This window comes from Burkholderia sp. AU33803 (assembly GCF_002223095.1).
Taxonomy (GTDB): domain Bacteria; phylum Pseudomonadota; class Gammaproteobacteria; order Burkholderiales; family Burkholderiaceae; genus Burkholderia.
The window spans coordinates 692,673-711,991 of the sequence record NZ_NKFJ01000006.1 but is presented as its reverse complement, the minus strand read 5'-3'; the positions used below and the strand labels follow the sequence as shown (position 1 = coordinate 711,991).

The following is a 19,319-nucleotide window of genomic DNA, read 5'->3' as shown; positions in this document are numbered from 1 at the left end:
CCGACATGACCCCTACGCTCCATCTGATCCAGAACGTGCTGCTCGGCGTCGTCGCGGTGCTCGCCGTGCTCGCGCTGTTTACCGGTTACGTGGCCCGCCGCGTGACGCGCGCGTTTCCGCCCGAAGGGCGCTTCGTCGACGTCGGCGGCGACCGCATCCACTACGTCGAATACGGCAACGGCCCGCCGATCGTGTTCGTCCACGGGCTCGCGGGGCAGCTGCGCAATTTCGCGTACCTGCCGCTCGCGCGGCTCGCGCAGCAGCATCGCGTGATCCTGATCGACCGGCCGGGCGCCGGCCGCTCGCTCCGCGGCGCGGGTTCGCAGGCGAACGTGTTCGCGCAGGCCCGCACGGTCGCCGCGTTCATCGACGCGCTGAAGCTCGACAAGCCGGTGCTGGTCGGCCACTCGCTCGGCGGCGCGATCGCGCTCGCGGTCGGGCTCAATCATGCGGATCGCGTGAGCCGCCTCGCGCTGATCGCGCCGCTGTCGCACGAGCAGAGCGAGCCGCCGGCGCCGTTCAAGCCGCTGATGCTGCCGTCGCCGCTGGTGCGCCGCTTCGTGTCGTGGACCTTCGCGATTCCGCTGACGATCCTGACCGGCCGCAAGGCCGTGCGCCAGGTGTTCGCGCCGGAAGACGTGCCGCGCGACTTCCCGGTCAAGGGCGGTGGCCTGCTCGGGATGCGCCCGCACGTGTTTTACGCGACGGCGACCGACCTGCTGTCGGCACCGGTCGACCTGCCCGCGATGGAACGCCGCTACCCGGAGCTCACACTGCCGGTCGACGTGCTGTACGGCCGTGCCGATCCGATTCTGAACTGGCGCGAGCACGGCGAAGCGCTCGCGAAGAAATCGGCGCGCGTGCGGTTGAAGGTCGTCGAGGGCGGGCACATGCTGCCGGTCACGATTCCCGAAGCCACCGCCGACTGGCTGCTCGAAGTCGCCGCCGCGCCGGCCGAGGTGGCCGCGCCGTCGGCACGCATCGCGTAAGCCGGCACCGTGTAGCAGACCCTGATTCCGTGCCGTGCCGCCGGCGCTGCGGCGGAATCAGGTTTCGTCGTCGGGCAGCGACAGCCCGAGATCCGATATCACCTCCCGCGCGCTGCGGAATGCCTCGACCGCGGCCGGCGCGCCCGCGTACAGCGCGCTGTGCAGCAACACCTCGCGGATCTCGACGAGGCTCGCGCCGTTGTTGAGCGCGCCGCGAATGTGACCCTTCAGTTCCGTGCTGCGGCCAAGCACCGCCAGCATCGCGCAGGTGCACAGGCTGCGCGTCTTCAGGTCGATCCCGCCCCGCTGCCACGTGCTGCCCCACGCGTGCTCGTTCAGCCAGTTCTGCAGCGGCCGCGAAAAACCGTCGAGGTCGCGCATCGCACGCTCGACGAACGCCTCGCCCATCACGTCGATGCGTCGCGCCTTGCCGTATTCCCTGTCCTGTTCGCTCATGTCCGTGTCCTGTGTGGAGTCGTGGGTGTTGCGGCGTCGCCGCGAGCCGGGGATGTCGCGCCATGTTCATCGGGCCTGCGCGTTTCGTCAAAGATGCGGGCCTCGGTTCGCGGCGCCCGCGTCACGCGATGTCGAACGCTACGTAACATCGCGCCGCGCGTTACGGCCGCGTGCGGGAACATCGCAACTGCCGCGCCGGCGCACCCTGCGTGCCCGTCGCGCGAAAGCCCCGCTACTCCGTTTAAATCGCACGTATATTCCCGATTCCTGCAATAAAGCGCGACACCGTTTCGGGAATATTGTCGTGGCGCGAAATTTGCAGTGGTGGCTTGGACACACTTCCAATGTCGAGGCCAACATGCACAAACTCTTCAAGAAGACGACGGTAACGATGGCCGTCTCGTCGCTACTCGCACTCTATGGTTGCGGCTCGGTCGATGGACCGACCACGCCGCCGACGATCAAGCCGAGCACGTCAGGGACGGGCGGCAGCTCGGGGACGTCGGGAACGTCGGGGTCTTCTGGTACTTCGGGGTCCTCTGGTACGTCGGGCTCGTCCGGGACGTCGGGTACTACTTCGGGTACTTCCGGCACTTCGGGTACGTCGGGTACTTCCGGTACCTCGGGCACTTCGGGTACTTCCGGTACGTCGGGTACCTCCGGCACTTCGGGCACGTCGGGCACGTCGGGTACTTCCGGCACTTCGGGCACCTCCGGCACCTCGGGCACTTCCGGCACGTCGGGTACTTCCGGCACCTCGGGCACTTCCGGCACCTCGGGTACTTCCGGTACCTCGGGTACCTCCGGCACGTCGGGCACCTCCGGCACTTCGGGCACGTCGGGTACTTCCGGCACGTCGGGCACTTCCGGCACCTCGGGCACTTCCGGTACGTCGGGCACTTCCGGTACCTCGGGTACCTCCGGCACTTCGGGCACTTCCGGTACCTCGGGCACCTCGGGCACCTCCGGCACCTCGGGTACTTCCGGTACCTCGGGCACCTCTGGTACATCGGGTACTTCCGGTACGTCGGGTACTTCCGGCACGTCGGGCACTTCCGGCACTTCCGGCACCTCCGGCACCTCCGGCACCTCCGGCACCTCCGGCACCTCCGGCACGTCGGGTACTTCCGGTACCTCGGGCACTTCCGGCACGTCGGGCACTTCCGGTACCTCGGGCACCTCCGGCACGTCGGGCACCTCCGGCACGTCGGGCACCTCCGGCACGTCGGGCACCTCCGGCACGTCGGGCACTTCCGGTACCTCGGGCACTTCCGGTACCTCGGGCACCTCCGGCACGTCGGGCACCTCCGGCACGTCGGGCACCTCCGGTACCTCGGGCACCTCCGGCACGTCGGGCACTTCCGGCACCTCGGGCACCTCGGGCACTTCGGGCACTTCGGGCACTTCCGGTACCTCCGGCACTTCCGGTACGTCGGGTACCTCCGGTACGTCGGGCACCTCCGGCACCGGCGTCACCCCCCTTGGCAATGTTCTCCAGAAATCCGGCAACCTCGTGACGGCACTCGGCACGACGGTCGCAACCGGCGGCGCGCAGATCGGCGGCGTGCAGATCCCCGGCACGAACCCGACGACGGCCACCAGCATCGGCAACGCGGTCACGAGCCTCGGCAACGGCGTGCAGGCGCTCGGCAACGGCGTCGCGGCCGGCCTCGGCTCGATCGGCGTGTCGGCCAACCCGCTCGGACCGACGCTGACGTCGACCACCGGCCTGCTGACCGGCGCCGGCGGCGCGGTCAACAACCTCGGCAACGCGGTGAAGAGCCTCGGCTCCGGCCCGCTGTCGCCGCTGTCGCCGGTCACGACGCTCGTCGGCGATCTCGTCAACACCGTCGGCGGCGCCGTCAACTCGACCGCGTCGGGCCTCAACACGGCGCTGAACAGCTCGCCGGTCCAGCAGCTCGAGACGCAGGTCGGCAAGGTGATCAACCCGATCACGAACACGCTGACCGGCGGAGTCACGACGCCGGGCGCCACGCAGACGCTCGGCGGCGTCACGCTGCTCGGCACGCCGCTCAACGGCCTGCTGAGCGCACTCGGCAACGGCCTCGCCAGCGCCGGCACGAAGGTCGGCGGCGCAACCGACAACCCGGTCGGCGGCGCGCTCGGCGGTGTCGTGGCACAGCTCGGCAACACGGTGACGTCCACCGGCGGCCTCGTCCACGACAACAACGCGGGCAGCTCCAGCAGCGGCACGGGCGGCAGCAACCCGCTCGCCCCGATCACGGGCCTGCTCGGCACGCTGACGGGCGGCCTGGGCGGCGGCAGTTCGAGCGGTTCGGGCGGCACCAGCGGCACCAGCGGCACGAGCAGCGGCGGCCCGCTCGGACCGGTCACGGGCCTGCTCGGTTCGCTGACGGGTGCGCTCGGCGGCCTCGGTTCGGGCGGCACGAGCGGTACCGGCGGAACGAGCGGAACGGGCGGCACCAGCGGCACCGGTGGCGCGGGTATCGGCGGCCTGCTCGCGCCGGTCACCAACCTCGTCAACTCGCTGACGCCGCTCGGCGCCAGCCTCACCGGCACGGTCACGACGCCGGGCGGCAACGTGACGGGCACGCTCGGCGGCCTGTTGTCGAGCGGCCCGGTCGGCACGGTGACGGGAGCGCTGACGACGCCGGCAGGCGGCGCGGGCGCCACCGGCACGGCCAGCCCCGGCGGTGCGGCCGGCACGGTCACGACGCCGGCGGGTGGCGGCTCCGTGGTGGGCGGCCTGACCGGCGGCTCGAGCGGTGGTGCCGCGGGCGGCGCCGGCAACCTGCTGTCGCCGGTGACGAACCTCCTGGGCGGTCTGCTGGGCGGCGGCAACAAGAAGTAACGCTTTACCTATCAGAACCACAGGCCAATGGCCGGGCGCGCATCCATACAAAGCCCGGCCGACGGCCGGCGTCACCCGCCAAGCGGGGGCGCCGGCCCTCATCCGTACGAGGATCCGATCATGAATTCCACGCTTGACGGCATCGCCGCGGTCCAGGACCGCCCACCCCGTTCCGCCACGCCGCTGCGCGCCGGCCTGATCGGCATCGCCGCCGGCCTCTTCGCGCTGTGGATCACGCGCGACCAGCCGACCCTCGACGCAGCCACGCGCGCGGTCATCGCCAGCCTCGCGATCATCGGCACGATCGCGCTGCACGAAATCTTCATCTCGCGCGTCTACCTGCGCCCGAGCGCGGGCCTGTCGCGGCAGGCCGTCCGGCCGCTCGGCATCGCGCGCGTCGCGACGCGGCTCGGCGCGCTGACGTCGATCTATGCCGGCATCGGCGTGATCTACTGGCTGCTGCCCGAATACCACGGCAAGTTCTACCTACCGTTCTGGTCGCTGCTGCGCTCGCTCGCGCCGTACGTGATCGTCGCCGCGCCGTTCTACTTCGCGTGGATGGATCGCCACCAGCGCGAGACCGACGACGCGTACCTGCTGTGGGGCCGCTTCCTGTTCCGCCGCGAGCAACCCGCAAGCTGGAAGCCGGTGCGCGAGATGCTGGCTGGCTGGGGCGTGAAGGCGTTCTTCCTGCCGCTGATGACCGTCTACCTGTCGAAGGACGCCGATCACCTGACCGCGTCGCTCGCGAACGCGATGCATGCGCCGATGACGATCGCAACCTTCGTGTTCATGTACGACCTGTCGTTCACGATGGACCTGATGTTCGGCACGGTCGGCTATCTGTGCACGTTCCGCATCCTCGACAGCCACGTGCGCACCGTCGAGCCGACGACGCTCGGCTGGGTGGCCGCGCTGATGTGCTACCAGCCGTTCTGGTCGCTGTTCTCGAACAACTACATCCGCTACGAAGGCTCGATGTTCTGGGACAACTGGCTGATGTCGGCCCCGACGCTGCGCGTGATCTGGGGCGCGGTGATCATCCTGCTGCTGTTGACCTACGCGCTGTGCACGATCTCGTTCGGGCTGCGGTTCTCGAACCTGACGAACCGCGGGATCATCACGTCGGGCCCGTACCGCTTCACGAAGCATCCGGCGTACATCACGAAGAACCTGTCGTACTGGATGGTGTCGGTGCCGTTCGTCGAGCCGCTCGGCTGGCAGGTCGGGCTCATGCACTGCGCGGGGCTCGTCGCGATCAACCTGATCTACTACACGCGGGCGAAGACGGAAGAGCGCCACCTGATGCGCGATCCCGACTATCGCGCGTATGCCGAATGGATCGAGCAGCACGGGCTGTTCGCGCGGATCAGGCAGGCATTCGGGCAGCGCGCGCCGGCTTGACGCTGGGCCAATGGCGGGGCTCGCTGCCCCGCCACTTCATCGAAGCGCCGCGCGGCCCCACACCACGGCGCGTCGCCGCGCGCATGCTCAGTCGAACGAGACGCTGCGGTCACGCCCGTCACGCGCGCGACCGGTCGCACGCGTCAGCCCCTTGATCGCGACGAAGCTCGCGAGGCCCATACCGAAGCAGCAGGCCGCCAGCGGCCACGCGGTGGCACCGTCGAAGACCAGCGTCGTGAGCGTGCCCACGCCGGTGACGATCACGCCCTGCACCGCGTAGTAAAGCGCAACCGCCTTGCCGGCGGCATCGCCGAAATCGCGCAGCGCGCCGTTCGCGGACACCGACGACATCAGCACGATACCGACCGCGATAAGCCACATCGGCATCACGAACGTCGCGAACGACGGCTTCGCCAGGACCGTACAGACGGCCAGCACGATCGCACCCGTCATCATCGTGAGCGCCCCTCGCGCAACGCAGCCGGCCTCGCCCCACCTCGACACGACCGTCCCTGCGAAGCGCGACGCGACGACCATCACGATCGCGACGGTGGCAAAGGCCACGCTGAACGCCACGCGGGAGTAGCCCGCCCCGCCGACCAGCACGCGCGGCGCGGTGGAGAAGAACACGAAGAACGCCCCCATCGCGGCGGCAAACGCGAGTGTGTGAACCTGAAAGGGCCGGCTGCCGAGAATCGATGCGACGGACGGCCCCTGCCGGTTCGCCGGCCGCGGCCGCGTTTCGTGCCAGCGTGGCCACGCACGGCCGCACGCGAGCAGACCCAGCAGGCCGAGCGTCGCGAAGATCGCGCGCCATCCGCAGGCGGCCGCGATGGCCGCGCCGAGCAGCGGGCCCAACGCGGGCACGAACGCCAGCATCGCGCCGAACTGACTGTAGATCGTGCGGCCTTCCGGGCGATCGGCGTAGACATCGCGCACGGTCGCGAACGTGGCGACGAGCGCGGCCGACGCGCCCAGTGCCTGCAGCACGCGCAGTGCAACGAACAGGCCGCCGCCGGTCGCGATTGCAAGCGCCAGCGAAGCCGCCGCAAAACACAGTGCGCCGCCCAGCACCACCGGCCGTCTGCCGACGCGGTCCGATATCGGGCCGAAGAGCATCTGCCCCAGGCCGAGGACGACCATGTAGACGCTCAGCGTCAACTGGACGATGGCCGGTGTCGTGCCCAGCGCAGACGGCATCTCCGGGATCACCGGCAGGTACACGTCCATCGCCAGCGACGCGAGAAGATCGAAAGGCGCCATCAGCAGCAGCGCCGACGGCAACGAATAAGCCCAGACGGGCGTGGATTGTTCAGGCATGACGAGGCATCCGCTCAGAAAAGGGAATCTGGCGGCGATCTGCCTGGTCAGCGAGGGACAACGGGAGATCGCCGCAACGACCGGTTGACGAAGGTCGTTGCGGCTTAGCGATCCGTGGACGGGCCGGCTCCCATGGAGAAATCCTTGCGGTGTGCGTTGACTGCGCAGTGTAGTCGGTTCGACCGGGCGGCACCAGCCGCGTGCGCACGGCCAGCGGAGGCTGTCGGGCCGCCCCGCGTCGCCCTCCGCTCGGGCGACGGCACGCCCCCATGCGGCCAATTGTCGCGAAACGACGCGATTCTCCGCCTTTCGTCGCTTTTCATCTCCTGTCCGATTGCCCACCCGAATCACGTCGCGTATGGTGCTGCCCGTCCGCGTGCGATACGGCGCCCGACCTGCGCGCGTGTCGCCCGGACCTTCGACCGTCGTCCCGCACGACGGCCGCGCGGGCCGTGCCCGCCGCTCACCGTCTCCGCGATGCCGCCCTTCGGCGCCGCGCATTCATGAGGAGAGAGACGTGATCCACAAAGTCCTGATCCTGTTCGCACTCTGCATCGCGGGCCTCGCCGCGATCGCCGCCGGTTTCCAGCACATCCCCAGCTGATTCGCGGCCCCGGCTCGCTTCGCCGAGCCCGGGGGCCGCAGCCATTCCTTTCCCCGTTTGCGATGAACCACTTTCTCGGACCGCCCGGGACGGGCGACCTTTGCCATGCGTATCGACGTACAGCATTCCCAGCACGACATCGACGATGAACTCGACACGCTCTACGCGCGTCTCCACCAGCCCGGCCATCGCCTGCACGGCCTGCCGGCGGTCGCGCTCGGCCGCTCCGGCCTGATCGTCCGCCACCGCGAGGCGGACGGCGAGTACTTCCTGTATGTCGAAGATCCGGCCGCGCGCCAGCTCGCCGGCTATACGGTGTTCAACCGCCTGCCCGAAATCCCGCGCCGCGCCGACCGCTACCTGCGCGCGCCGCATACGCGGCTGCGCGGGTCCGCGCAGCGCAAGGGGCTCGCGACGACGTTGTATCGCTGGGGGCTCGACGCGGGCCTGTGCCTGATCAGCGGCGCGCGCCAGTCGGTGGGCGCCGCGCAGTTGTGGACGGCGCTCGCGCAGGATTACCGGCACGGCTTCGTCGATATCGACGGGCGTGCGCTGCGTTATCTCGGCGAAACCGTCGCCGACGACGTGCACGGCGCGCTGCATACGCGGCGGCTGATGCTCGGTCATGGATGGGAGATCGAGGAATTCGCGCGCGTGACGGGGATGGCCGGCGCCGCCCGAACCCCGGTGCGATAATCCGTGCGACCTGCGCGACGCGACGCGCTCCGCGACGCGACGCGCCAACCGACACGCCCATCGATGACCACCGATCTCCGCCCCCACGCCGACCGCCACCTCGACATCGTCGCGCTGTGCGGCAGCCTGCGCGCGCAGTCGTACAACGCCGCGTTGCTCGATGCGGCCGCGCTCATCGCGCCGCGCGACATGCGCATCGTGCGCTTCGATCGTCTCGGCGAATTCCCGCTGTTCAATCCCGATACCGAATATCCGTCGCCCGCCGCGGTGCGCGACCTGATCGACCGCGTGAATGCCGCCGACGGCCTGCTGATCGCCAGCCCGGAATACGCGCACGGCGTAACGGGCGTGATGAAGAACGCGCTGGACTGGATCGTGGGATGCGAGGCCGTCGTGTACAAGCCGGTCGCGGTGCTGAATGCGTCGCCGCGCGCGACGCATGCGGACGCCGCGCTGCGGGAGACGCTGTCGGTGATGTCGGCGAACATCGTCGAGCGCGCGTCGATCACGCTGCCGATCCTCGGGAGCCAGCTCGACGCGGCGGGCATCGCCGCGCATCCGCCGTTCGCAGCGGCGCTGGCCGATGCGTTGCACGCGCTGCGCGCGGCTATCCAGGAGGCCGAGCCGGGCCGGTAGCCACCCGCGTTCGTTACCGCGCCTTCGTGCGCGTCACCTTCTTCGCCGGCTTGGTCGCCTTCGCGCGCGGCGCTTCCTTCTCGGGCTGCGCGCCGCCGCCGGCGAGATCCTCGAGCCACGCGAGCGCGTCGACATACGACAGGAACTGCTGCAGATAAGCTGGCGACAACTCGCGCATCGTCGCGAGCGACCGGTGCACGAGACTGTTCGAATTGAGCGGCCCCGCGTTGCGCGGCACCTGGTCGAGCGACTGGCGGTACTGCTGCTCCGTGCGGACCTTCGACCACATCGTACGGAAGTAGTCGACCAGTTCGGGATCGAGCCCGCGCCGGTCGGCCTGCGCATCGCGCGCGAGCCGCTCGACGAGTGCCGCCAGCGCGCCGCGCACGGGCACACCGGCCGCGCCGCTTGCGGTTGCCGTGTCACCGGCGCGCGCAACGATCTCCTCGAAGCCTGCGAGCAATGTCGCCAGCCGTGCGTCGAGCAACGCGCGCGCATCGCCTTCGACCGCGGCCGCGCGCCGTTCGAGCGCGTCGATCCGGTGAAAGCGCACCGGATCGAGCCGGTCGGCACCCTGCTCGCGCCATGCGTCGAGCGTCGCGCGAACGTGCGTCGCGTCGCCGGTCACTTCGCCTTCCCTCCGTTCGAAGCGGACTTGCGCGGCACCGGCGCGATCTCCACGCGGCGGTTCTTCGCGCGACCTTCATCGTCCGCGTTCGAGCTGACCGGCTGCTCGGAGCCGAACGCGGCCGCGAACACCGACGACGCCGGCACACCGGCGTCGATCAGCGCGCGCGTGACCGTCAACGCGCGCTTGGCCGACAGTTCCCAGTTGTCCGCGAACAGGCGGTTGCCGGCATGCACCTGCTGGTCGTCGGCGAAGCCGCTGATCATCAGGATCTCGTCGCGCGTCTTCAGGTAGGCGCCGAGCGGCGCGGCCAGCGTCTTCAGCAGGTCACGGCCCGCGGGCTGCAACTGGTCGGAATTCAATGCGAACAGCACGTTGCCGCTGATGCCGATGCGGCCGTTCACGAGCGTCACGCGGCCGGCCGCGAGCGGCCCGGCAAGCGCCTGCTCGAGCGACTTGCGCTGCTGCGCTTCCTGCTGGCGCGCACGCACGGCCTCCTCGAGCTTCGACGTGAGCTGAAGCTGCATGCCGATCACGCCGACGAGGATCAGCACGAACGCGCCGAGCAGCACCGACATCAGGTCGGCGAACGCGGGCCATACCGGCGCGGAAGACGCGCCGCCGTCGATTTCGTCATGCATGCGTTACGCTCCGACGCTCGCCCGCCGGCCGGCGAGCTGCTGCAGGTCTTCGACGATCTGCTTCTGCGACATCATGCTCAGGTCGATCACCTCGCGCGCCTGCGCGACGTAGTACTCGAGCTGCTCGTCGCTGCGCGCGAGCGACTTCTCGAGCGCGGCCTCGATGCGTTGCAGATGGGTCAGCAGCTTGTCGTTCGACTCGCCGAATACCTGCACGGCCATCCCGAACGCGTCGCCGAGGCTCGCGACCTCGACGGCGCCTGCCGTGACTTGCGCGGCCACCGAGTCGAGCTTGCGCGTTTCGGCATCGACGGTGTCGTTGAAGCGCGCGCCGACGCGATCGAGCAGGTCGGCCGACGTGCTGACGAGCGCATCGATCGCGGTGCGCTGTTCGGTCGACGCGTGGTTGACCGCGCCGAGCAGCGTTTCGAGCGTCGCGAGCAGACGGCTGCGTTCCTCGAGCATCGCGGTGTCGTGCACCAGGCTGTCGGACAGGCGCTGGCGCAGCTCGGCGACGACGTCGGCCGCGGCTTTCGGCGCCTCCGAGGCAGCCTGCACGAGACGCGCGATCTCGTTGATCGTGTCGCTCGCGTGCACCTGCGCCTGCGCGGTGATGTCGTTCGCGGTGCGGGCCAGCGTGTCGCAGATGTCCTGCTGGCGCGACGCGGCCTGCGCGCTTGTCTGTGCCCATTCGTCGCGCAGCGCGGCGGCCATCGCGGCGAGCGAGTCGTTCCATGCCGCCAGGCGCTGTTCGTCGCGCGCGGCCAGTTGCGTCTGCAGGCCGGCATGCGAATCGCGGATCGTCGACAGCAGTTCGTTCGAGCGTTGTTCGAACGTCGAAGCCTGTGCGGTCAGGTCGCGCGTCGTTTGTGCCAGTGCATCGCAGATTTCCTGCTGACGGCCCGCACTGTGCACGCCTGCGCGCTGCCATTCGTCGCCGAGCTTCGCGGCCATCGCGGCCAGCGAGTCGTTCCATGCAGCGAGGCGTTCTTCGTCGCGTGCAGCCAGTTGCGTCTGCAGGCCCGTATGCGAATCGCGGATCGTCGACAGCAGTTCGTTCGAGCGTTGTTCGAACGTCGACGCCTGTGCGGTCAGGTCGCGCGTCGTTTGTGCCAGTGCGTCGCAGATTTCCTGCTGACGGCCCGCACTGTGTACACCTGCGCGCTGCCATTCGTCGCCGAGCTTCGTGGCCATCGCGGCCAGCGAATCGTTCCATGCAGCGAGGCGTTCTTCGTCACGTGCAGCCAGTTGCGTCTGCAGGCCCGTATGCGAATCGCGGATCGTCGACAGCAACGCGTTCGAGCGTTGCTCGAACGTCGAAGCCTGCGTGGTGAGATCGCGCGTCGTTTGCGCCAGTGCGTCGCAGATTTCCTGCTGACGGCCCGCACTGTGCACGCCTGCGCGCTGCCATTCGTCACCGAGCTTCGTGGCCATCGCGGCCAGCGAGTCGTTCCATGCGGCGAGGCGTTCTTCGTCGCGTGCGGCCAGTTGCGTCTGCAAGCCTGTGTGCGAATCGCGGATCGTCGACAGCAATTCGTTCGAACGTTGCTCGAACGTCGAAGCCTGCGCCGCGAGATCGCGCGTCGTTTGCGCCAGTGCGTCGCAGATTTCCTGCTGACGGCCCGCGCTGTGCTCACCTGCGCGTTGCCATTCGTCGCCGAGCTTCGCGGCCAGCGCGGCCAGCGAATCGTTCCATGCAGCGACGCGCTGCTCGTCGCGTGCCGCCAGGTCGGCCTGCAGCCCCGCGTGCGACTCGCGCATCGCGGCAAGCGTCGCGCCCGAATGGCGTTCGAACGTCGCGGCGGCCTCGCCCAGCGCGCGCGCATGCTGGCCGGCCAGCGTCTCGCCGACCTGCTCCTGGCGCGACAGCGCATCGCGCCATGCTTCCGACAGGCGGCTTTCAGTCGATTCGAGGCGCGTCGCCACGCCGTCGAGCAGCGCCGTCGAACGCTGCGAGAACGTGTCGGTGAACTGGCCGAGCGTCGTCTGCAGCTGCTGCGCGACGGCATCGCCCGCGCGGCGCTGCTCGTCGAGCGCGCGGTTCCAGACGGCCGTCACGTTGCCGGTGGTCTTCTCGAAGCCGTCCGTCAGCCCGTCGAGCTGACGCTGCACGGCGCCCGTCACTGTGTCGCGCAGCGCGGCCATCTCCTGCGCGAGCCCCGTCATCGTCGCGGCGACGACCGGCTGCAGCGCGGCACCGGCCACGCGCGCGCTCTCGGCGGCGCTTTCCTTCAGCGCGTCGCCGACATTCGACGCGAGGCCCGCATACGCGCGCTCGGTCCGGTCGAAAAACGCCTGCTGGCTTTCGATCTGGCGATCGTGCAGCGCGACGCTGCGCGCCTCGAGCGTCGTCATCATCGTCTGCAGCCGGTCGACCAGCGCCGGCATCACGTCGGCCTGGCGCTGCAACAGCCGGAACGATTCGTCGCGCTGATGCGCGGACGAATGCACGCGCAACGTCGTCGCGATCTTCGCGTCGAGCTGCTGGGCCGCGTCGATCCGCTCGCGGCGCACGAGCGCGGACAGCAGCCCGAGCATCGCGGACGTCGCGACGCCGGCAATCGACGTGCCGAACGCGAACCCGAGGCCCTTCACCGGCGCGATCAGCGACGCGCGGATCGCGTCGAGATCGGTCGCGCTTTCGAGCGCGGCGCCGGTGCCCTTCAGCGTGACGACCATCCCGAGCAGCGTGCCGAGCATGCCGAGCAGCACGAGCAGGCCGACGAGGTAAGGCGTGAGCGACGGGCCCGGCAGCGCGACGCGCGCGCCCTCGACCCGCGCACGCACGGCACCGCGCAGGCCCGGGTGCAGCGTGTCGAGCCACGTGTCGAGCTTCGCGGGCGGCTCGGTCAGGCCGGCGACCGCGCGCGACAGCGTGGCGGTGGCCTGCCGGTAGCGCAGCAATTCCCATGCGCCGGCGACGTAGCACGCGGCGATCAGCAGCGTGACGGCCGCCGCCAGCGGGTTCGACGCGACATAGCCGACGCCGATCCAGCCCACAGCGAGCAGACCGGCGACGAAGACAACGAGATCAAGGCGAATTCTGGACATAGCGTGTTGATTAGCTGGTGCGAAGGGCCGCGAGCAGCCCGTCTACCGTTTGAAACCGGACTTCGAGTTCGGCAAGCAGGATGCTTTGCATCTCGTCGCGAAACGTATCGAGCCATGCGCCGGGCACGATTGCCGCGACGGCCGTGGCGTCGGCCACCACCGCGCCGTCGTCATCGGCCGGATCGGCTGCGGCTGCGGATTCGGCATCGGCCAGCGCCTGCCGCTCCGCGTCGCGCAGCCGCCCGAAACGGGTGGCGAGCAACGCGGGGATGGCCGACAGCAGGCTGCGCTCGCGCGCGCCGAGCACACGCTCCATGATCGCGTCGAGCGTCGCGAGCCGCGCCATCCCGGACGAACGCGCGGCGACCGCGACCCGCAGGCGGCCGCGCAACTGGCCGATCGCCGTTTCCATGTCCTGCTGCAGGGTCAGATAACGCTGGCGGAAGTCCGCGAAATCGGCCGTGTCGGCGGCCGGCGGCGGCGGATCGCCGGGCCGGCGCCGCGCACGCGGCCGGTTGGTGGCCGTGATCGCCTGCGCGAGCTCGTGGCGCACGCGTGCGCAGTCGCGCTCCGCGTCGTAGCCGCGCACGCCGGCCGCGACGCCCGGCGGGCTCGCGTTCAGTGCGGACGACAGCGTGATCGCGTCGGTCCAGCCGAGCCACTGGCTCAGTCGATCGGACAGCGTCTGCCGGGATTCCGCGACGTCGGCATCGGCCAGGCGCGCGAGCAACCGGACGAGCGCCGGGCCGCTCAGCGCCGGGCGCGGAGGTGCTTGCACCATGCTGCAAACCGTCAAAAAAGGCAGCAGTTTACACGTCGCCGGGCGGTCGGCCGCCAGAATCGGGGAAGCGGCGCCGATCGGCGCGGCGGGCGACACACGCGAACGCCCGCCGCGCAAGGCTTGGCGGGCGACTGGAGGCTGCTGCTGCGGCGGTCCTGCCGGGCAATTGCCCTTGCCGTTGCCGTTGCCGTTGCCGTTGCCGTTGCCGTTGCCGTTGCCGTTGCCGTTGCCGTTGCCGTTGCCGTTGCCGTTGCCGTTGCCGCTGCCCTTGGCATTGCTCGTGCCCCGACTCCTGCTCCCCCTCCCGCCCCCGCCTCGCCGCCGCCCACCACCGCGCCCCCCGCCGGTTACGAATATCGTCCGACGATACCGGCCGCGTTGCACTACCATCAAAGCACCCGTCGAGCCATGCGAGCCGGCCGCGGGCGGCGCCGCCGAGACCGGGCGCCACCGACCCACGACGACAACAGACGGGCCCGGCCCGACCGCACACGATGCTTGCCAATCTCGTCACGCGCCTGCGCGACCGTTTCGGCAAACCGCCGACCCCGCAGGCCTTCGCGGAACGCCTGATCGCCACGCTGCGCGCGTCGGGCGACACGCGCACCTGGCGCCACGAGGACGAGAAGGGCTGCCTCGTCCAGTCGGATGCGCCGTCGAACATCATCAACCTGAACAACCTGTTTCGCGACTACGCGGCCGCGAAGCCGTCCGAGCGGGACACCGTGCTGAAGCGCCAGGCGAACGCGATGATGCAGCACGAGATCCCGACGGATTTCGCCGTCGCGCGCGCGAAGCTGCGGCCCGTGATCCGCAGCGCGACCGAGCGCTGCGTGGCCGCGCTGCAACTGGCCGGGCAGCCCGGCATCACGGCGCTGGCGTTCCGGCCGCTGTGCGAGAACCTCGAAATCGGCATCGCGTACGACGGCGAGTTCAACATCGCGCGCCTGCCGACCGCGACGCTCGACCAATGGGGCGTCTCGTTCGACGAAGCCTGCGCCATCGCGATCGACAACCTGCGGGCCGCATCATCGACGCCGTGGGCCGCGCTGCCGAACGGGGTATTCCTGTCGCAATTCGACGACGCGTACGACGCGGCGCGGCTACTGCTGACCGACCTGCTCCACCGGCAGCCGATCGCCGGCGCGCCGGTCGTGATGGCGCCGAACCGCGCGGTGCTGCTGCTCACCGGCGACCGCAACCCGGCCGGGCTCGCCGCCATGGTCGACCTCGCCGAACAGGCGCAGGCGCAGCCGCGCCCGCTGCCGCCGCTGATGCTGCGCTGGGACGGCGCCGCCTGGCGGCGCTTCGTGCCGGCCGGGCTCGAAGCGAAGCTGCATGCGCTGCGCATCGGCGAGCTCGCGGGCGACTACCAGGATCAGCGGATGCTGCTCAACGACGTGCATGAGCGCAACGGCACCGACCTCTTCGTGGCGGCTTACTCGGTGTACAAGCGCCAGGACGGCAGCCTGTTCAGCGTCGGCGTATGGAGCGACGGCGTGCCTTCCCTGCTGCCCGAAACGGATATCGTCGCGCTCCATCGCGGCTCGACGGGGCAATCCGCCTACGTGCCGATGGCCGAGCTGCTGCGCACGTGCGGCGACCTGATGACGGCCACCGGGCATCGCCCGGTGCGGTATGAAGTGAAGGCATTTCCGGACGACGCGCGCTTCACGGCGATGCTGGCGCGGTTCAGCGAAGCCTGATGCCGATGCGCGTTCGCGCGGCGCGCGCCGGCGGACGGCCACGGGAATGGCCGGCCGCCGTGCGATGCGGATCGGGAATGGAAGCGGTCAGATGCGGTCAGATGCCCGCTTTCGGCGCATTCAGGATCAGTCGCAGCCCGAGCAGCGTGATCGCGCCGGCGGCGATGCGGTCGACCCACTTCTTCGCGCGCAGGTAAAGCTCGCGCGGCCGGCGCGTGGAGAAGCACAGCGCGACGATCGTGTACCAGCCGAACTCGACGCCGAACACGAGCGGCGGCAGCGCCAGATAGCACCACAGCGGCGGATGCTGCGGAAGCAGCGCCGCGAAGATGCTGCCGTACCAGATCGCCGTCTTCGGGTTGCTGAGCTGGGTCGTGAGGCCCGTCCAGAACGACTTGCGCGCGCTGCCGCCGGCCAGCGCCTGCGGATCGTCCATCGCGATCGGCCGGTCGGCGCCGCGCCAGATCTTCGACGCCATGTAGATCAGGTACGCGCCGCCCGCCACCTTCAGGCCCACGTACAGCCATTCGACGGCCTGCAGCAGCGTATAGAGCCCGGCCAGCGCGACGCCGCCGAACACGATGCCGCCGATGCCCATGCCGAGCGCGGTCGCGAGCCCGTCGCGGCGCGACAGCCCGATCGAATTGCGGGCAACCAGCACGAAGCTCGGGCCCGGAATCATCGCGCCGAGAAACAGCGCGGCCAGGATGGCGAGTACGGCAGCCGATGCAGTCATCGAAGTCTCCTTGGTGAGCGACGCCGAATCGCCAGCGCCTGCGTGTCGTTTCCGAGGGTCTAGCCGCTGATTCTGGCACGCTTCGCGCATGGCCGAAAGCAACTTTGCGCTGCTATGCTGGCCCCTTTCCCGTGATTCGCGCCGCCCCCCATGATCGAGATTCGCGCCGCCCGCTATCCCGACGACGCCCGTGCCGTCGAGTCGATCTTCCGCGAGTACATCGCGAGCCCGACCGTCAGCCTCGACTTCCAGGACTACGAGCCCGAGATCGCCGCGCTGCCCGGCAAGTACGCGGCGCCGCGCGGGCGGCTGCTGCTCGCGTGGCAAGGCGAGCGCGCGGTGGGCTGTGCGGCGTTCCGCGAGATCGACGCGACGACGTGCGAGATGAAGCGCGTCTACGTGCGCCCCGACGCGCGCGGGCTGAACGTCGGCCGCCAACTCGTCGAACGGCTGCTCCACGACGCGAAGGCGGCCGGCTATGCACGGATGTGCCTCGACGTGCTGCCCGAATTCGTCGCGGCCAGGAAGCTGTATGCGTCGCTCGGCTTCACACCCGCGCCGCCCGTCGCGTTCAACCCGGTGCCGGGCACCGAGTTTCTCGGGCGGGACTTGTAATATCCACGCCATCGGCACCTCTTTTTTCCTTTCGACCGGACACCCCGTGATGCGCGCTTCCCGCCTGCCGTTCGTGCTCGTTCCGCTGCTCGCCGCGCTCTCGTTCAACGCCCGCGCCGGCGAACTGCCGAAATCGGTCGCCGCGCAGCTACCCGCCGGCTTCCAGCCGCTCGTCGCGCACGCCGGGCCCGATCTCGACAACGGGCGGCACAGCTGGCTCGTCGTGGTGCATCGGGCGGTCGATACGCGCGAGCAGCCGTCGCCGCGTCCGCTGCTGATCTTCGAGGAACAACCGGATCACGCATTCCGGCTCGTCGCGCGCAACGATCAGGTCGTGCTGCGCGCGAACGAAGGCGGCCAGTGCGATCCGTTCGATCCCGAAGATGCCGCCGACAACGGCTTCGCGATCAAGGGCCACTATTTCACCGTGCAGAACTTCGTCGCGTGCGGGCAGCACTGGAGCGACTACGTGACGTTCCGCTACGACCCGCGCACGCACGGGTGGCTGTTCTCGAACCAGATCGTCACCGAATCGTTCCCGCTCGACGACCAGCCCGACCACGTCACCGTCACGCGCGCCGATGCGCATCGGCCGGTGTCGTTCGGCCAATGGAAACGCAAGGACTGACGCGGCCGGTGCCACGCGCCGCAACCGGTTGCATCGCACGCCGGCCGGCGCGGGCACGGCCGGACGCAGTCACATCCCGCTTCTCCCGCGCTCGCGAGCGCACGCCAACAGGACTACCATAGGCGCTCGCCGTCGCGCGACCGCGCGCCGGCCTCGCACGCGGCTCGCCCGCCTACGCTCCCTCGCTGCACCCGCACTGGAGGACGTCATGACGCAACACTTCGACGCGATCGTCATCGGCACCGGTCAAGCCGGGCCGCCACTCGCCGCGCGGCTGTCCGCCGCCGGGATGAAGGTCGCGATCATCGAGCGCGGCCGCTTCGGCGGCACCTGCGTGAACACCGGCTGCATCCCCACCAAGACGCTGATCGCGAGCGCGTACGCCGCGCACCTCGCGCGGCGCGCCGGCGAATACGGCGTGTCGGTCGGCGGCCCCATCACCGTCGACATGCAAGCCGTGAAGGCGCGCAAGGACCAGATCTCCGGCCGCTCGAACCAGGGCGTCGAGCAATGGGTGCGCGGCCTCGCGAACACCACCGTGTTTCAGGGTCACGCCCGCTTCGAGCAGGCCAACACGGTGCGCGTGGGCGACGACCTGCTCGAAGCGGAACGCATCTTCATCAACGTCGGCGGGCGCGCGCAGGTGCCGACCATGCCGGGCCTCGACACGGTGCCGTACCTGACCAACTCGACGATGATGGACGTCGACTTCCTGCCCGAGCATCTCGTGATCGTCGGCGGCAGCTACATCGGCCTCGAGTTCGGCCAGATGTATCGCCGCTTCGGGTCGAAGGTCACGATCGTCGAGCAGGGTTCGCGCCTGATCCGGCGCGAGGACGAGGACGTGTCGCAGGCGGTGCGCGAGATTCTCGAAAACGAAGGGATCGACGTGCAGCTCGACGCGACCTGCCTGAGCGCGCGGCGCAACGGCGACGGCAACGGCATCGCGGTCGGCCTCGACTGCGCGGGCGGCGGCCGCGAGGTCGCGGGCTCGCACCTGCTGCTCGCGGTCGGACGCGTGCCGAACACCGACGATCTCGGGCTCGACCGCGCGGGCGTCGCGACCGACGCGCGCGGCTACATCGAGGTCGACGAACAGCTGCGCACGAACGTGCCCGGCATCTGGGCGCTCGGCGACTGCAACGGGCGCGGCGCGTTCACGCACACCGCGTACAACGACTACGAGATCGTCGCGGCGAACCTGCTCGACAACGATCCGCGCAAGGTGTCCGATCGCATCGCGGCGTACGCGCTGTACATCGATCCGCCGCTCGGCCGCGTCGGCATGACGCTCGCGCAAGCGAAGCAGGCCGGCCGCCGGCTGCTCGTCGGCACGCGTCCGATGACGCGCGTGGGCCGCGCGGTGGAAAAAGGCGAGAGCCTGGGTTTCATGAAGGTGATCGTCGACGCGGACAGCCACGCGATCCTTGGCGCGTCGATCCTCGGCGTGACGGGCGACGAAGTCGTGCACGGGATGCTCGACGTGATGGCCGCCGGCGCGCCGTACACGACGATCAGCCGTGCGATGCATATCCACCCGACCGTGTCGGAGCTCGTGCCGACGTTGCTGCAGGATCTGCATCCGGTCGAATGAC

At 69.8% G+C, this 19,319-nt stretch carries 16 protein-coding genes; 9 read left to right on the top strand and 7 right to left on the bottom strand.

Features of this window, described 5'->3' with window-relative positions:
• The first annotated feature begins 5 nt into the window (after positions 1–5).
• The gene (locus tag CFB41_RS20470) at positions 6–989 is read left to right on the top strand and encodes an alpha/beta fold hydrolase (RefSeq protein WP_089457699.1); all 984 of its coding nucleotides are present in this window, start codon (positions 6–8) and stop codon (positions 987–989) included.
• 57 nt (positions 990–1,046) lie between these two features.
• On the opposite strand, the gene CFB41_RS20465 is transcribed toward CFB41_RS20470, so the two are convergent.
• The gene (locus CFB41_RS20465) at positions 1,047–1,445 is read right to left on the bottom strand and encodes a carboxymuconolactone decarboxylase family protein (protein WP_089443140.1); all 399 of its coding nucleotides are present in this window, start codon (positions 1,443–1,445) and stop codon (positions 1,047–1,049) included.
• Positions 1,446–1,803: 358 nt separating this feature from the next.
• On the opposite strand from CFB41_RS20465, the gene CFB41_RS38970 reads away from it, so the two are divergent.
• Positions 1,804–4,278 (top strand): collagen-like triple helix repeat-containing protein, encoded by a 2,475-nt coding sequence (locus CFB41_RS38970; RefSeq protein ID WP_144029956.1) that lies wholly within the window; start codon positions 1,804–1,806, stop codon positions 4,276–4,278.
• 120 nt (positions 4,279–4,398) lie between these two features.
• Complete coding sequence (locus CFB41_RS20450; RefSeq protein WP_089443142.1) at positions 4,399–5,682, top strand: isoprenylcysteine carboxylmethyltransferase family protein; 1,284 nt, start codon at positions 4,399–4,401, stop codon at positions 5,680–5,682.
• 87 nt (positions 5,683–5,769) lie between these two features.
• Here CFB41_RS20450 and cml read toward each other — a convergent pair whose 3' ends face one another.
• Complete coding sequence (cml, locus tag CFB41_RS20445; RefSeq protein ID WP_089443143.1) at positions 5,770–7,002, bottom strand: CmlA/FloR family chloramphenicol efflux MFS transporter; 1,233 nt, start codon at positions 7,000–7,002, stop codon at positions 5,770–5,772.
• 709 nt (positions 7,003–7,711) lie between these two features.
• Between cml and CFB41_RS20440 the strand changes: the two genes are divergently transcribed.
• On the top strand, positions 7,712–8,302 hold the full coding sequence (locus CFB41_RS20440; RefSeq protein WP_089457697.1) for a histone acetyltransferase: 591 nt from the start codon (positions 7,712–7,714) through the stop codon (positions 8,300–8,302).
• 63 nt (positions 8,303–8,365) lie between these two features.
• The gene (locus CFB41_RS20435; RefSeq protein WP_089443145.1) at positions 8,366–8,938 is read left to right on the top strand and encodes an NADPH-dependent FMN reductase; all 573 of its coding nucleotides are present in this window, start codon (positions 8,366–8,368) and stop codon (positions 8,936–8,938) included.
• Positions 8,939–8,951: 13 nt separating this feature from the next.
• On the opposite strand, the gene CFB41_RS20430 is transcribed toward CFB41_RS20435, so the two are convergent.
• Genes CFB41_RS20430 through CFB41_RS20415 form a run of 4 tightly spaced genes read right to left on the bottom strand, consistent with a single transcriptional unit; the run spans position 8,952 to position 14,039 of the window.
• The gene (locus tag CFB41_RS20430; RefSeq protein WP_089443146.1) at positions 8,952–9,566 is read right to left on the bottom strand and encodes a DUF2894 domain-containing protein; all 615 of its coding nucleotides are present in this window, start codon (positions 9,564–9,566) and stop codon (positions 8,952–8,954) included.
• Positions 9,563–10,207, bottom strand: coding sequence for an OmpA family protein (locus tag CFB41_RS20425; protein ID WP_060343323.1), 645 nt, complete (start codon positions 10,205–10,207; stop codon positions 9,563–9,565). The genes CFB41_RS20430 and CFB41_RS20425 overlap by 4 nt, the downstream gene beginning before the upstream one ends.
• Before the next feature lie 3 nt (positions 10,208–10,210).
• A complete protein-coding gene (locus tag CFB41_RS20420; RefSeq protein ID WP_089457696.1) occupies positions 10,211–13,258 on the bottom strand; it encodes a DUF802 domain-containing protein in 3,048 nt (1,015 codons plus the stop codon).
• A gap of 10 nt (positions 13,259–13,268) precedes the next feature.
• The gene (locus CFB41_RS20415; protein WP_089443148.1) at positions 13,269–14,039 is read right to left on the bottom strand and encodes a DUF3348 domain-containing protein; all 771 of its coding nucleotides are present in this window, start codon (positions 14,037–14,039) and stop codon (positions 13,269–13,271) included.
• Between the two features lie 494 nt (positions 14,040–14,533).
• Here CFB41_RS20415 and CFB41_RS20405 point away from each other — a divergent pair, with 494 nt between their 5' ends.
• Complete coding sequence (locus CFB41_RS20405) at positions 14,534–15,745, top strand: hypothetical protein (protein ID WP_089457695.1); 1,212 nt, start codon at positions 14,534–14,536, stop codon at positions 15,743–15,745.
• A 97-nt stretch (positions 15,746–15,842) separates the two neighbouring features.
• On the opposite strand, the gene CFB41_RS20400 is transcribed toward CFB41_RS20405, so the two are convergent.
• On the bottom strand, positions 15,843–16,481 hold the full coding sequence (locus CFB41_RS20400) for a LysE family translocator (RefSeq protein WP_089457694.1): 639 nt from the start codon (positions 16,479–16,481) through the stop codon (positions 15,843–15,845).
• A gap of 150 nt (positions 16,482–16,631) precedes the next feature.
• Here CFB41_RS20400 and CFB41_RS20395 point away from each other — a divergent pair, with 150 nt between their 5' ends.
• The 3 genes from CFB41_RS20395 to CFB41_RS20385 all read left to right on the top strand — a co-directional run bounded on the left by CFB41_RS20395 (position 16,632) and on the right by CFB41_RS20385 (position 19,318).
• Complete coding sequence (locus CFB41_RS20395) at positions 16,632–17,096, top strand: GNAT family N-acetyltransferase (protein ID WP_089457693.1); 465 nt, start codon at positions 16,632–16,634, stop codon at positions 17,094–17,096.
• A gap of 49 nt (positions 17,097–17,145) precedes the next feature.
• Positions 17,146–17,724, top strand: coding sequence for a hypothetical protein (locus tag CFB41_RS20390; RefSeq protein WP_089457692.1), 579 nt, complete (start codon positions 17,146–17,148; stop codon positions 17,722–17,724).
• A 208-nt stretch (positions 17,725–17,932) separates the two neighbouring features.
• Positions 17,933–19,318: an FAD-containing oxidoreductase gene (locus CFB41_RS20385; RefSeq protein WP_089457691.1), complete on the top strand. Its 1,386-nt coding sequence runs from the start codon at positions 17,933–17,935 to the stop codon at positions 19,316–19,318.
• Position 19,319: the final 1 nt, after the last annotated feature.

Coding starts and splice junctions, on each gene's coding strand:
- CFB41_RS20415 (WP_089443148.1), bottom strand. CDS start 14,039: ATGGTGCAAGCACCTCCGCGCCCGGCGCTGAGCGGCCCGGCGCTCGTC.
- CFB41_RS38970 (WP_144029956.1), top strand. CDS start 1,804: ATGCACAAACTCTTCAAGAAGACGACGGTAACGATGGCCGTCTCGTCG.
- CFB41_RS20420 (WP_089457696.1), bottom strand. CDS start 13,258: ATGTCCAGAATTCGCCTTGATCTCGTTGTCTTCGTCGCCGGTCTGCTC.
- CFB41_RS20405 (WP_089457695.1), top strand. CDS start 14,534: ATGCTTGCCAATCTCGTCACGCGCCTGCGCGACCGTTTCGGCAAACCG.
- CFB41_RS20425 (WP_060343323.1), bottom strand. CDS start 10,207: ATGCATGACGAAATCGACGGCGGCGCGTCTTCCGCGCCGGTATGGCCC.
- CFB41_RS20470 (WP_089457699.1), top strand. CDS start 6: ATGACCCCTACGCTCCATCTGATCCAGAACGTGCTGCTCGGCGTCGTC.
- CFB41_RS20440 (WP_089457697.1), top strand. CDS start 7,712: ATGCGTATCGACGTACAGCATTCCCAGCACGACATCGACGATGAACTC.
- CFB41_RS20465 (WP_089443140.1), bottom strand. CDS start 1,445: ATGAGCGAACAGGACAGGGAATACGGCAAGGCGCGACGCATCGACGTG.
- CFB41_RS20400 (WP_089457694.1), bottom strand. CDS start 16,481: ATGACTGCATCGGCTGCCGTACTCGCCATCCTGGCCGCGCTGTTTCTC.
- CFB41_RS20435 (WP_089443145.1), top strand. CDS start 8,366: ATGACCACCGATCTCCGCCCCCACGCCGACCGCCACCTCGACATCGTC.
- CFB41_RS20390 (WP_089457692.1), top strand. CDS start 17,146: ATGCGCGCTTCCCGCCTGCCGTTCGTGCTCGTTCCGCTGCTCGCCGCG.
- CFB41_RS20385 (WP_089457691.1), top strand. CDS start 17,933: ATGACGCAACACTTCGACGCGATCGTCATCGGCACCGGTCAAGCCGGG.
- CFB41_RS20395 (WP_089457693.1), top strand. CDS start 16,632: ATGATCGAGATTCGCGCCGCCCGCTATCCCGACGACGCCCGTGCCGTC.
- CFB41_RS20450 (WP_089443142.1), top strand. CDS start 4,399: ATGAATTCCACGCTTGACGGCATCGCCGCGGTCCAGGACCGCCCACCC.
- cml (WP_089443143.1), bottom strand. CDS start 7,002: ATGCCTGAACAATCCACGCCCGTCTGGGCTTATTCGTTGCCGTCGGCG.